This is a genomic window from Chelativorans sp. Marseille-P2723, from assembly GCF_902809845.1.
Taxonomy (GTDB): domain Bacteria; phylum Pseudomonadota; class Alphaproteobacteria; order Rhizobiales; family Rhizobiaceae; genus Chelativorans.
Genome location: NZ_CADDWI010000012.1, coordinates 241,914 through 254,606, shown reverse-complemented (window position 1 = coordinate 254,606; position 12,693 = coordinate 241,914). Strand labels below are relative to the sequence as shown.

The following is a 12,693-nucleotide window of genomic DNA, read 5'->3' as shown; positions in this document are numbered from 1 at the left end:
CGAATCACTCTGCCTCGTCGCGAAGCCGGAACTCCAGGTAAAGATTGCGCTGAAGGATCGAATGATTGTCGTCTGACATGAGCGAGAGCATGATTGCCCCATCGGCTCGCTGCCAGATGTCCAGCGCTTCCATATTGTCGATCTGGTAGCCCATATCCGCTTCAAGCAGGACAGGCCCGTCAGCGACGCCGTTCGGACGGATCTCCGCTGCCGGAATGCGGCGCAGGCGCATGGCCACTCCCGAGGCAAGGGTAAAGCGCCTTTCCAGAAGGATGAGGTCGCCATCCGGCAGGAACGCGCCGTCAGTAACGTCGAACCCATCGCTGCGGGCAACCGTGAAAATGCCTTTCATCGGACCATCAAGGATAGCAGCGAAAATGTTGCCCTGCTTGTTTATGCTGCGTTCCGTAATGGCAATCAGAGCGCCGGCAAGCGGGCCTTCCTCCGGTGCAAAGGCCAGTGTTTCGAAGCCCCGGTTGGCGCGCAATTCGTATGAAGGAATGAGAAAGTCGAGATCGGCTAGCGGCGCCCCCATATTGGGCGGATCGAGGCGGTATTCAGCCAGCCGGTGGCGCCGTTCGAAACCGACCACCGCTGTCCTGCCTCGAACAGCGAGGGATTCGGCGTCCGTTTCCCACTTCTCGGTGCTGAGCCTTCCCTCGGTAACCATCATCGGCGTCATGAGGAAATCATCGATCCCCGCAGGCCGCCCTTCGCTGTCATGCGAGAGCCTGCCGAAGAACCAAAACCCGGTGTCCGTAACTCCGATAAAACGCTTCCTGGCATCGAGGAAGCGAAAGGCGGAAATGGCCCCGAAATCACGGTCGCGGGACCTCATTTCCAGACCGCCGACAAACTCCAGAGCGCCGAAGCGCGTTTCGGACGAGCCAATGCGGAAGGAGGCAATCGGCCGCGTACTGATGGCAAGCGTCCGCGCTGCCACTTCTGCGGTCTCCTGACCATATGCAGATGGAACGACGGGAATCGAAAGAAGGAGAAGAAGAAAAAGGCCGACTCTGAGCAGCGCGAGCGGCCGCAAGGGCAGAGTTGCGCTAGCCTGCACGACGAAGGCGCCGGTGGACCTCGCCGCCGCGGCGCGGGCCTTCCTCAGCAAAGAGCGCGGCTAGCTGCTCCGTCATCGCGCCGGCGAGCTCCTCTGCATCGACAATGGTGACGGCGCGCCGGTAATAGCGCGTGACATCATGGCCGATACCGATCGCAAGCAGTTCGACGGGCGAGCGCGTCTCGATAAGCTCGATCACGCCGCGCAGGTGGCGCTCCAGATAGTTGCCGGGATTGACGGAAAGCGTGGAATCATCGACTGGCGCGCCGTCCGAGATCATCATCAGGATCTTGCGCTGTTCGGGTCGGGCGATGAGGCGATGGTGAGCCCACAGCAGTGCCTCGCCGTCGATATTCTCCTTGAGCAGCCCCTCGCGCATCATCAGCCCAAGATTGCGCCGGGAGCGCCGCCACGGCGCGTCCGCGGATTTGTAGATGATGTGGCGCAAATCGTTGAGGCGGCCCGGTGACGGCGGCTTGCCTTCCTTCAGCCACTTCTCGCGCGACTGCCCGCCCTTCCACGCGCGGGTCGTGAAGCCAAGTAATTCAACGCGGACGCCGCAGCGCTCAAGCGTGCGCGCCAGGATATCGGCACAGGTGGCTGCAACAGAGATCGGACGGCCGCGCATCGAGCCGGAATTGTCGATAAGCAGCGTAACAACAGTATCGCGAAAGTTCGTGTCCCGCTCCTGTTTGAAGGAGAGCGGCTGCATGGGGTCGATGATGAGTCGGGGCAGACGCGCTGTGTCTAGCACGCCTTCTTCTTGGTCGAACTCCCAGGAACGGTTCTGCTGCGCCATCAGGCGACGCTGAAGACGGTTGGCCAGGCGTCCCACAACGCCTTGCAGATTTGCAAGTTGCTTGTCGAGAAAGGCGCGCAACCGGTCCAGCTCTTCCTCGTCGCAAAGTTCTTCCGCGCCAACCACCTCGTCGAACTCGGTGGTGAAGACACGGTAATCCATCTGATGGGTAGCCTGATCGAACAAGCTCTCGGGGCGTCTCGCTTCGCCCGGCGTCTCCGCGTCGAGATCCTCCTGTTCCGTGACTTCCTCGGCGGTTGTAGCGGCTGCATCACTCTCGCCTGCCTCGTCCTCGTCCGCAGATGCGTCCGCTTCCTCGGCCTGGGAGCGCTCCCCTTCTGCCTCGTCCTCACCGCCCTCTTCGGAACTGTCTTCGCCCTGCGGCGGCTCCGCCTCCTCCTCGCTTTCCTGCGCCTGTTCTTCGTCCAGTTCCTCGCCCATGTCCATGGAGCCGAGAAGGTCGCGTACAGCACGCGCGAAGGCGTTCTGGTTGTTTATGTGCGGCAGAAGCTCCTCAAGATTACTTCCTGCCTTTTCCTCGATCCAGTCGCGCCAAAGTTCCAAAACCCGGGCGCCGCTGCTGGGGGTCGGCCGTCCAGTGAGCTTCTCGCGCACCAGCAGCGCGACGGCCTCCTCAAGCGGGGCATCCTCGCGGTTGGTAATATCGGCAAGGTTGGCGCGTGCGAATTTGTCTTCCAACATCGCCGCCAGGTTGTCGGAGACCCCCTGCATGGACCGTGCTCCGATTGCTTCGACTCGCGCCTGCTCGACGGCATCGAAGATCGCTCGGGCCTGCCCTCCCTGGGGGGCAAGGCGGCTGTGCAGCCGGATATCGTGACAGGCCCGCCGCAGCGCCATGGAATCGCCAAGGCCTCTGGTAACCCTCAGAGCCTCCGCCGTTGGCTTTTTGGAAGGCTCGGGAAGCCGGGCGTGGCTGCCCGAAAGCGCTGGCTTGTCCTTGGAAAAGGATACTTCCAGCTCGCGCTCGCCTGCGATAGCCCGAACAGAGGCGGCCACAGCCCGCTTGAACGGATCAAGCGGGGCCTCCTGCGGTTGTCCTGGTCTGCGGTTCGATTGGCTCACGGGTTCATCCACCTAGCGGGAACGGCCATCCACCTGGGTTGTTTCCAGGTTGTCCAGATCAACGCCATCGAGCGAGCGCACATTGACGGCCACCATCCTGGCACCATCGGGCATCTGGCCGCGCGCGAAAGACTCCATCCCGCAGACCGAACAGAAAAGATGCTGGATCTGCATGGTATTGAAGCGGTACTCGGTCAGCTTCTCCTCACCACTCTCCAGCATGAAATTGTCGGCGGAGGTGAAGACCAGGATGCTCCCACGCTGCCTGCAATAGGAGCAGTTGCAGGTTATTGGGTTCGCCAGATCGACATCGACCGAGAACCGCAAGCTCCCGCAATGACATCCACCTTCATAGCGCATTGCATATCCTAGCTCAGCACGACATTGGCTGCCGACTCGGCGAGTTCCTCACCGAAGGCACGCTGGTAGAACTCTGCCACAATAACCCGTTCGAGCTCGTCACACTTGTTAAGGAAGGTAAGGCGGAAGGCAAAACCAACATCGCCGAATATCTCGGCGTTCTCTGCCCACATGATCACCGTGCGCGGGCTCATGACTGTGGAAAGATCGCCGTTCATGAAAGCCGAGCGTGTCATGTCAGCCACTCGTACCATGCGGCTCACCGTCTCGCGACCTTCCTCGTTCTGATAGTGCTTGGCCTTCGCCTGGACGATGGCCACCTCGTCGTCATGGGGAAGGTAGTTGAGCGTGGTGACGATCGACCAACGATCCATCTGCGCCTGGTTGATCTGCTGCGTGCCGTGATAAAGGCCGGTCGTATCACCGAGGCCCACCGTGTTGGCCGTCGCGAAGAGGCGGAACGCAGGATGCGGCCGGATGACGCGGCTTTGGTCGAGCAGCGTCAAACGGCCGGATGATTCCAGCACGCGCTGGATTACGAACATGACGTCCGGGCGGCCGGCATCGTACTCGTCAAAGACCAACGCCACATTGTTCTGATAGGCCCAGGGAAGAATTCCATCGCGGAATTCCGTCACCTGCTTGCCGTCCTTGACGACGATGGCGTCCTTGCCGACCAGATCGATACGGCTCACGTGGCTATCGAGATTGATGCGTACGCAGGGCCATTTGAGGCGCGCCGCGACCTGTTCGATATGCGTCGATTTGCCCGTGCCGTGATAGCCCGAGATCATGACGCGGCGGTTGTAGGTGAAGCCTGCGAGGATCGCCAGGGTCGTCTGCTTGTCGAAAAGATAATCTGGGTCCGTGTCCGGCACATGGGGATCAGCCACCGAGTAGGCGGGCACTACCATGTTCGAATCAAAGCCGAATGTATCTTTCACCGACACGGTTGTGTCCGGCAGATTGGCAATATCGCGGTCAATCTTGTTCATCATACCTCCAGCGCGCGCGTGCATCTGCCCGCGCCGCCTGTTATTTCGATTGGCCTCTTAGCAGAGACGGGGCCTAACAGAAACCCGCCTGCTTTAGGAGCCGGTAGGCCTGAAGCACGTCTTGCAAGCGGGCTTCGGAACCTCTGTCACCGCCATTGGCATCCGGATGGTGGCGCTTCACCAACGTCTTATAGCGCGCCTTGATATCTGCGCCAGATGCATCGGCATTCAGGCCCAGTGTTTCCAGCGCTTTGGCCTCAAGCGGCCTCAGCGGTCTCTGGGTTGATGCCTCGGATGCGTTGTCCGTCCGCCCGAACAGATTGAACGGATCGCCGATGCGGCGATAATAGGCAGCGTGGCCGGAGCGGAAGGGTGCAGAATCGGGGGCTGCGTGCCCGGAGTCGTTGGAGCCCATCTTCCAGGTCGGTCGGTGACCGGTCATCGCTTCCTTCTGAAAGCGCGCAATCTCGCTGTCCTTGAGTCCAGAGAAATAGTTATAATTTTTGTTGTATTGCCTCACATGCTCGAAGCAAAACCGAAAATACTCGCCCTCCCTGTGCCGACCAACCGGCGCACGGTGTACACCCGGCTGGTCGCAACCATCCCATTGGCAGCACGGCGCGTCGGCTTGAGTCTGCGACTGCGGCTCGGGGCGGATGCGTATCTTCTCGAAGTATTTCGAGTTAAGTTTCATGCTTGTCCTGGTACCAAATCAAAGCCGATTATGGCGGTTGCCCGCCGTGAAGCAAGAATTGACATTTGGCAAAGGTTGGGACTCATGCAGGAACGTTCCCCATATGGTGTCAGGAGACGGATTTGTCCATAAAATCCTCAATAGAAGCAAAACTGAGACAGGCGTTTTCTCCGGAGCGGCTATTCGTCGTCAACGAGAGCCATCTTCACGCCGGCCATCACCATACTGTTGGCGGCAAGGAGGAGGTATTTGACGGCAGCGGCGAGACGCATTTCCGCATCAGGATCGAAGCTTCTGCTTTTGCCCGCATGAGTCGGATCGAGCGACACCGCGCTGTGAATGACGTGTTGGCAGATGAGCTTAAGAGCGGCCGGGTGCACGCGCTCGCCATCGAGCCTGCCGCGCCGGGTGAGCGGACTCGCTGGTAACGCCCCGTGTGATCGGAAGTTGAAAGGTCAAGCGACGCGACGGCGCCATTGTCTTGGACGCACTGTGATCTCTTCGCAATGAAACCTGGGATCGTGACAGGTAACGCGGTTGCGCCCCTGTTTCTTGGCTGCGTAAAGACAGTGATCCGCCCGCTCCAAAGCCGCAGCCGCGGTGCCGATGTCCTTGCCTATTGCGGCAACGCCGATGCTGACGGTAAGGCATTCCATGTCCGGTGTGCTGCGCCGCCATGGTATGGCTTCGACCTGCCGCCTGATCTTTTCGGCAATTTCCATTGCGCGTGTCAGGCTAATGCCTTTCAAAAGAACGCCAAACTCCTCGCCGCCTAAGCGGCCGACCACATCTTCGTGCCGGACCGTCATGCGGATGGCGCGTGAAATCTCCACGAGCGCATCGTCGCCTCGCAGATGACCCAGGCGGTCGTTGATCTGCTTGAAATTGTCCGCATCGGCTAGCAGAAGAACGTCCTGTTCCCGATTGGCGATGGCATCTCGCAGGTGTTCGAGGAAGCTCTCGCGGTTGAGCAGGCCGGTCATGCTGTCATGGGCGGCCGTATAGACCATGATTTCATGCGATAGCCGAAGCCGCTGATAGGCCTTCCTCGTTTGTTCGTTGAGGCTGGCAAGCTCTGCATGGGCGTTCTTCAGCTCTTCGGATTGCCGGAACAGGAACACCAGGATTGGCATCCCGACGGCTATGGGTATGAAGAAGCATTCGACAAGGTCACTGCTTGTAAAGGGCCTGTCGCTCAACGCCCGCGTCAAAAAGAACACTGCATAAGTCAAAGCGGTTGCAAGCGCAGTGACTCCTGACGCCTTGCACAGAATCCTTTTGGCTCTGCCCCCCATAGGCGCATCATAGCGGTGCCCTCACGAAGATTTATTTTACCGCGTCGCTCAAATTTTAGCTGTTCGGAGCAACGGCGGTAAGGGTCACCCTGATTAACCACGGCAGCCACTTGCGTCCGCTGAGGGTGCGGCTTATGTTTCAACTGCTCTAACGGGGTGCCGCTGCCGCAAGGCAGTCTGGCTGAGAGGCGGCTTTCCGCTAACCCGATGAACCTGATCCGGTTTGTACCGGCGGAGGGATTAGACGCTGAATTATTCAGACGCCTCTTCCCGCAAGCTTAACGAGAGGAGGCATCGATGCGCTCAAGCAAGCTGATTACTTCCATTGCCTTTTCAATGGTTCTGCTGCCAGCGTCCGTGCTCGCGCAGGAAAAGCTCACCGTCTACACTTATGACAGCTTTACAGCCGAATGGGGCCCAGGCCCGGCGGTTGAGCGAGCTTTCGAAGCCGAATGCGGATGCGATCTGGAGTTTGTCGCAGTTGCCGATGGTGTGGCGCTGCTTAACCGACTGCGGCTCGAAGGTGAGGATACGCAGGCCGATATTGTTCTGGGGCTTGATACGAACCTGATGCACGAGGCCAGGGAAAGCGGCCTTTTTGTACCACATGGCATTGACCTCAAAGATGTCGATGTCCCCGGTGGCTTTGATGATGATATTTTCGTTCCCTATGACTACGGCTATTTTGCTTTCGTCTATGATTCGGAGGCGATAAAGACGCCGCCACAAAGCCTTAGGGAGTTGGTGGAGGCGGAGAGCGAGCTGAAAATTGCCATCCAGGATCCACGCACGTCCACTCCTGGGTTGGGGCTGCTTTTATGGGTGAAGGTCGTCTATGGCGATGACGCGGCGACGGCCTGGTCGGGGCTTAAGGACAAGGTGCTTACGGTTACGCCCGGCTGGAGCGAAGCCTATGGGCTTTTTACCAGCGGAGAGGTGCCGATGGTGCTTTCCTATACCACCTCGCCGGCATATCACCTCATCGCCGAGGATACGGATCGTTACCGGGCCGCTGCCTTTGCCGAAGGGCATTACCTTCAGGTTGAGCTTGCCGCCCGCACCGCGAAAGCGCGCGACAACGAGCTTGCCGCCCAGTTTCTGTCCTTCATGACCGGTCCGGGATTTCAGGATGAGATTCCCGAGACGAATTGGATGTTTCCAGCCGGCAGGACCTCTGGTCCGCTGCATTCAGCATTTGACGAACTGATCAAGCCTGAAAAGACGCTGCTTCTGCCCGCCGAGGAGGTGGCCGAGAACCGCAGGGCCTGGGTAGACGAGTGGCTGTCGGTGATGAGTCGTTAACAGCGTTGGGCAGCAGGAGGATCGGCGCCGGCGTGCTTGCGCTGGCGGCGATCAGCATTCTTATCGGGGGGGCATTCGCCGGGCTGGGCCATGAGGCGGTCCGCTCCTTCGAGGGAGCTTTTGCCGGATTCGATGCCTATCTGCTGAGGGTCGCACGGTTCACCCTCTGGCAAGCAGCGCTTTCCACTATCCTCTCTGTAGTGCCGGCAATCCTCGTTGCTCGCGCGCTAGCACGACACCCCCGGTTTCCGGGGCGCGGGCTGATATTGCAGCTCTTCGCCGTGCCTTTGGCACTGCCTGCCATCGTTGCTGCGTTGGGCGTTTTAGCTCTCTACGGCAGGGCGGGCTACTTCGCGCCTCTCTTCCAAGCCTTCTCGGAAGAGACCTGGCCGGGTATTTATGGCCTGTCCGGCATTCTTGTCGCCCACGTCTTTTTCAATCTTCCGCTCGCTGCACGCCTGTTTCTTGCCGCACTGGAGACGGTGCCCGCAGACCAGTGGCGGCTTTCGGCGCAGCTTGGCATGGGCCCGCTTGCATCCTTCCGCTTTATAGAATGGCCGGTGGCCCGCGCTGTCTTGCCAGGCATTGCTGGGCTTGTCTTCATGCTCTGCGCGACGTCCTTTACCATTGTGCTCATCCTGGGCGGAGGCCCGCGCGCAACCACCCTCGAAGTGGCAATATATCAGGCCTTGCGCTTTGACTTCGATCCCGCGCGCGCCGTAACGTTGACACTGGTACAGGTCGCTCTCACTGCCACCATTGTCATCGTGCTTACACGGCTTGGGGCATCCATGACGGCCGACGCCAGCCTGCCGGTGGCGCCGCACAGACAACTGGTTCCGGGGCGAGGGGAGCGCGTGATCAACACGGCGATCATCATCGCCGCCCTTCTCTTCGTCGCCGGCCCCATGGCAGCCACCGTGATGGCGGGGCTCACGGCTGACCTGTCGAGGCTGGCAGGAGAGCGCACGGTGCGTGCAGCAACGTTCACCAGCCTTTATCTGGCGGCGCTGGCGGCCTTTCTCTGCATCGTGCTTTCCACTGCGCTCGTGATGGCGCGCAGGGCGCTGGAGCTTGCGAGGCGCGGAGGCAAGCCACGCATTCTGGAGCAACTCATGGATACCGGCGCTGCCTTGGTGCTGATTGTGCCGCCTGTCGTGATCGGCGCGGGCTGGTTCATTCTCCTGCGCCGTTTCGGAAATGTCTTCGCCCTCGCGCCCGTCATGGTGGTGACAGTGAACGCGGTGATGGCAATGCCCTTTGCCGTTCGGGCAATCCGGCCCGCCTATGATGCGGCCAGCGCCCGGCACGAAACGCTCTGCGTGTCCCTTGGCATTTCTGGCTGGAACCGGCTTCGCCTGGTCGACTGGCCGTCACTGAAGCGGCCCGCCGCAGTGGGCTTTGCCTTTGCAATGGCCTTGTCTCTGGGAGATCTTGGCGTAATAGCGCTATTCGGCAGTGATAGGGTGCAGACCTTGCCTTATCTGCTGCTGCAGCGCATGGGGAGCTACCGTACGGCCGATGCCGCCGGGCTGGCGCTGTTCCTGGGGCTTATTTGTCTCGGGCTGATGTTTTTGGTGGCTCGCCTTGGGCGGCAAGGGTCGGAGAGTGCACGATGACAGGCAGCCTTGGCGGGGCGGAACTGAGGCTCGAAAACGTCATCTTTTCATATCCCGGCGGAGCGCAAATGCGTTTCGACCTGTCCGTCGGCGCGTCAGAAATTGTTGCCCTCATGGGTCCTAGCGGGTCGGGCAAGTCCACGTTGCTTAATCTGGTGGCCGGTTTTGAGCAGCCTTCCCTGGGGCGCATCCTGATCGGCGGCAGGAATGTGACCATGGTGCTGCCGCACCGCCGCCCCGTTTCGATGATCTTCCAGGAAAACAACCTTTTCGCCCATCTGACGGTGGAGCAGAATGTCGGGCTTGGCCGCTCACCCTCCTTGAGGCTTTCCAGAGCCGACCGTGATGCCGTTCGGGAAGCGCTGTCCCGCACCGGGCTTTTGGACAAAGGCGAACGGCTGCCGCGCGCGCTCTCAGGCGGTGAACGTCAGCGGGTGGCGCTCGCTCGGGTGTTGGTTAGGCGGCAACCCATACTCCTTCTTGACGAACCGCTCGCCTCGCTCGGCCCTGCCCTGCGCGATGAAATGCTGGAACTTATAGCGCGCCTGCATGATGAGCAGCGCATGACGATCCTGATGGCTACTCACGACCCGAGCGATGCTGGCAGGATCTCCGGAAGGCTCGCCTTCATTGAAGACGGCACCATTGCTGTGGTCGGCTCTACAAAGGAGTTCCTTTCGGGGCATGGTCCCGCCGCATTCAAGCAATATCTCGGCGCGCGACAGGCTCTGCGCTAGCCGCTAGCACCCGTTCGGCCACGTTCCGCCACAATTGCCGGTATGATTCTGTATCTATTTTGCGGCACTTACCGTATTTGCAATCTTGCGGCGGAAGGTTGGGCGGGCACATTCTTGTCTTGTAACGCAGACTATGGCTAGGTCCGGCAGGAAGGAGTTTCCAGCCGCCTGCAAAGAAAGGTGTACTTCCTGCCTGGACACGAGCAAATGACTGAGTCCAAAACCTGCAAGGACAATGCCTTATCCTTCAAGGCCGTATTGCCTGGCCTGTTGTGCCTTGTCCTGGCTGGTTGCAACACGCTGGAAGTCAACGACACCGGCTTGAGGCCCTCGGCCAACCCTGTAATTGTGGACACGGTGATGCGCACTGATTCGATGGCGAATCTGGCGCGGCGCCAGCATCCGAAAATCTTGCAGACCTATGGGGGTGAGTACTCGGATCCTAAGGTCGAGCGTATGCTGGCGCGGATAGTGGGCAAGCTTTCGCAGGCGCCTGATACCCCTTCCCAGACCTATCGCATCACCATTCTGGACACGCCTGCAATCAACGCTTTCGCGCTGCCGGGAGGATATCTCTATATCACACGGGGTATTCTTGCTCTTGCCAATGATTCCGCCGAGATTGCAGCAGTTCTCGCGCACGAGATGGCACATGTGACGGCAAATCATGGGCTGGAGCGGCAAAAGCGCGAGGCAGAGGCGACGCTGGCGTCGCGTGTTGTTGACGAGGTGGTAAGCGGCGACAGCGCCGCGCGTGCTGCGGTTGTGCGCGGCAGGTTGCAGCTTGCGCAATTTTCCCGCAACCAGGAACTGGAAGCGGATGCGATCGGGATCCGCACCATCGGCAGCGTGGACTACGATCCGTACGCCGCATCGCGCTTCCTGCGATCGATGGATGCCTATCAAAGCTTTCACCGCGTCAGTGGCGACAGCGATCCTACGCTTGATTTTCTTGCAAGTCATCCGAATGCGCCGCGCCGCATAGAACTGGCCCAGCGCCACGCCCGCCAGTTCGGCCCTCCCGGGTTCGGCACGCGCGACCGTGATGTCTTCCTGGAAGGCGTAGACGGGCTGATCTATGGTGACAAGCCAAGCCAGGGCTATGTCCGTGGGCGCGATTTTCTGCACCCGACGTTGGGTATCGCCTTCACCGTTCCGCCAGAATTCGTCATCGACAACTCGGCTGGCGAGGTGGTGGCCGAGGGACCGGACCAGCTTGCCTTCCGCTTCGACGGCGCGACGGTCCCCCATTCGGTCCCGCTTACCACCTATCTACGCAGCGGTTGGATAGGCGGGATCGACAGCGGTTCGATTCGAGCAACCACCATCAACGGGCGTGATGCCGCTAAAGCGCGTGCCTATACTGAAGACTGGGAGTTCGATGTCACCGTGATCCGGGTTGCTGATCGGGTATACCGGCTGCTTACCGGCGCGCCCCGCGAGAGCACGCGTCTGGACGAGATTGCCCGCTCCATCTCGAACAGCTTCCGCGTGCTCGACCGCCAGGAGGCCGCTTCCCTGCGGCCGCTAAGAATCCGCGTGGTTACCGTGCGCCCGGGTGAGACAGTTGCAACCTTTGCAAACCAGATGATCGGCGTCGAGCGCAAGCTGGAGCTTTTCCGTCTCATCAATTCACTCGGACCCGGCTCCACGCTTTCCGCGGGCGATAAGGTCAAGATCATTACCGACAGGTAACAATCTAGAGCGGTTCATTCTTTGTCTGAATCGGTTGGGGTTCCCATCGGGTCCTTTTTGTGATTCAAGATGTTGGCTGGAGAGGAGGCCAGCATCTTATGACAGCACCTCTTTCCAATGATCTTCGCAAGCGCGTGATTGGAGCGATCGAGGCCGGGGAGAGTTGCCGGTCGACGGCCGCCCGGTTCGGTGTCTCGGTTTCTTCGGTGGTGAAGTGGCATCAACGTTATCGTGCGACGGGCTCGGTCGCGCCGGGCAAGATGGGCGGCCACCGAAAGCGGGTGCTCGAGCCGCACCGGGCGTTCATCGTCGAGCGCATCAATCAGGTGCCGCATTTGTCGCTGCACCGGCTCAAGGATGAACTGGCTGCGCGCGGGGTGAAGGTGTCGCACAATGCCGTGTGGCAGTTTCTGCAGCGCGAGGGGCTTCGGTTCAAAAAAAACACTGTTCGCCCTTGAGCAGGCGCGGGCCGACATAGCGCGCAGGCGTCAGCGCTGGCGTTCCTTTCAGGCGAGCCTTGACCCGCACCGGCTGGTTTTTATCGACGAAACCTGGATCAAGACCAACATGGCGCCCCTGCGCGGCTGGGGACCACGCGGCAAGCGCCTGCGCGGCTTTGCCCCGCACGGTCACTGGCGCACGCTGACCTTCGTGGGCGCGCTGCGCTGCGATGGGCTGACAGCACCTTGCGTCTTTGACGGACCAATCAACGGACAGTGCTTCCGGGCCTATGTTGAGCAGCAGCTCGTGCCGGTCCTCAAACCCGGCGACATCGTCGTTATGGACAATTTGGGTTCCCACAAGTCGGCCACCGTCCGAGCTTCAATCCGGGCGGCCGGCGCCAGGCTCTGGTTCCTGCCGCCCTATTCACCAGACCTCAACCCGATCGAACAGGCCTTTGCCAAGATCAAGCACTGGATGCGCCATGCCCAGAAACGAACCGTCGAGGACACATGGCGTCACATCGGGCACCTCGTCTCAACCATCGAACCCGGCGAATGCGCAAACTACCTCGCAAACGCCGGATACGCTTCCGTCAAAACATGAAAGA

At 60.2% G+C, this 12,693-nt stretch carries 12 protein-coding genes and 1 riboswitch; of the genes, 6 read left to right on the top strand and 6 right to left on the bottom strand.

The window, feature by feature from the left end; translation table 11 throughout:
- Positions 1-4: 4 nt before the first annotated feature.
- The 5 genes from HUS57_RS11225 to HUS57_RS11205 all read right to left on the bottom strand — a co-directional run bounded on the left by HUS57_RS11225 (position 5) and on the right by HUS57_RS11205 (position 4,994).
- Positions 5-943, bottom strand: a complete 939-nt coding sequence (locus HUS57_RS11225; protein WP_246727846.1) for an esterase-like activity of phytase family protein — start codon at positions 941-943, stop codon at positions 5-7.
- Between the two features lie 109 nt (positions 944-1,052).
- Positions 1,053-2,945: a cobaltochelatase subunit CobT gene (cobT, locus tag HUS57_RS11220; RefSeq protein ID WP_173933707.1), complete on the bottom strand. Its 1,893-nt coding sequence runs from the start codon at positions 2,943-2,945 to the stop codon at positions 1,053-1,055.
- Positions 2,946-2,957: 12 nt separating this feature from the next.
- A complete protein-coding gene (locus HUS57_RS11215; RefSeq protein WP_173933705.1) occupies positions 2,958-3,305 on the bottom strand; it encodes a GFA family protein in 348 nt (115 codons plus the stop codon).
- Between the two features lie 8 nt (positions 3,306-3,313).
- Positions 3,314-4,300, bottom strand: a complete 987-nt coding sequence (gene cobS / locus HUS57_RS11210; protein WP_173933703.1) for a cobaltochelatase subunit CobS — start codon at positions 4,298-4,300, stop codon at positions 3,314-3,316.
- Positions 4,301-4,373: 73 nt separating this feature from the next.
- Positions 4,374-4,994, bottom strand: coding sequence for a J domain-containing protein (locus HUS57_RS11205; RefSeq protein ID WP_173933701.1), 621 nt, complete (start codon positions 4,992-4,994; stop codon positions 4,374-4,376).
- Positions 4,995-5,116: 122 nt separating this feature from the next.
- On the opposite strand from HUS57_RS11205, the gene HUS57_RS11200 reads away from it, so the two are divergent.
- Positions 5,117-5,422 (top strand): BolA family protein, encoded by a 306-nt coding sequence (locus HUS57_RS11200; RefSeq protein WP_173933699.1) that lies wholly within the window; start codon positions 5,117-5,119, stop codon positions 5,420-5,422.
- A 27-nt stretch (positions 5,423-5,449) separates the two neighbouring features.
- On the opposite strand, the gene HUS57_RS11195 is transcribed toward HUS57_RS11200, so the two are convergent.
- Positions 5,450-6,193, bottom strand: a complete 744-nt coding sequence (locus HUS57_RS11195; RefSeq protein WP_173933697.1) for a GGDEF domain-containing protein — start codon at positions 6,191-6,193, stop codon at positions 5,450-5,452.
- A 238-nt stretch (positions 6,194-6,431) separates the two neighbouring features.
- Positions 6,432-6,546, top strand: a riboswitch (TPP riboswitch).
- A gap of 40 nt (positions 6,547-6,586) precedes the next feature.
- On the opposite strand from HUS57_RS11195, the gene thiB reads away from it, so the two are divergent.
- The 5 genes from thiB to HUS57_RS11170 all read left to right on the top strand — a co-directional run bounded on the left by thiB (position 6,587) and on the right by HUS57_RS11170 (position 12,689).
- Positions 6,587-7,591 (top strand): thiamine ABC transporter substrate binding subunit, encoded by a 1,005-nt coding sequence (gene thiB / locus HUS57_RS11190; RefSeq protein ID WP_173933695.1) that lies wholly within the window; start codon positions 6,587-6,589, stop codon positions 7,589-7,591.
- Positions 7,567-9,210, top strand: a complete 1,644-nt coding sequence (gene thiP, locus HUS57_RS11185) for a thiamine/thiamine pyrophosphate ABC transporter permease (protein ID WP_173933694.1) — start codon at positions 7,567-7,569, stop codon at positions 9,208-9,210. Before thiB ends, thiP begins: the two co-directional genes overlap by 25 nt.
- Positions 9,207-9,947: a thiamine ABC transporter ATP-binding protein gene (gene thiQ / locus HUS57_RS11180; RefSeq protein ID WP_173933692.1), complete on the top strand. Its 741-nt coding sequence runs from the start codon at positions 9,207-9,209 to the stop codon at positions 9,945-9,947. Before thiP ends, thiQ begins: the two co-directional genes overlap by 4 nt.
- A gap of 207 nt (positions 9,948-10,154) precedes the next feature.
- Positions 10,155-11,642 carry a M48 family metalloprotease gene (locus tag HUS57_RS11175; RefSeq protein ID WP_173933690.1) on the top strand — a complete coding sequence of 496 codons (1,488 nt, stop codon included), beginning with the start codon at positions 10,155-10,157 and terminating at the stop codon, positions 11,640-11,642.
- Between the two features lie 98 nt (positions 11,643-11,740).
- Positions 11,741-12,689, top strand: a protein-coding gene (locus HUS57_RS11170) for an IS630 family transposase (protein WP_173931600.1) whose coding sequence is annotated in 2 segments (ribosomal slippage) — positions 11,741-12,076 and positions 12,078-12,689 — 948 coding nt in all. Because the reading frame shifts where the segments join, the coding sequence is not laid out codon by codon here.
- Positions 12,690-12,693: the final 4 nt, after the last annotated feature.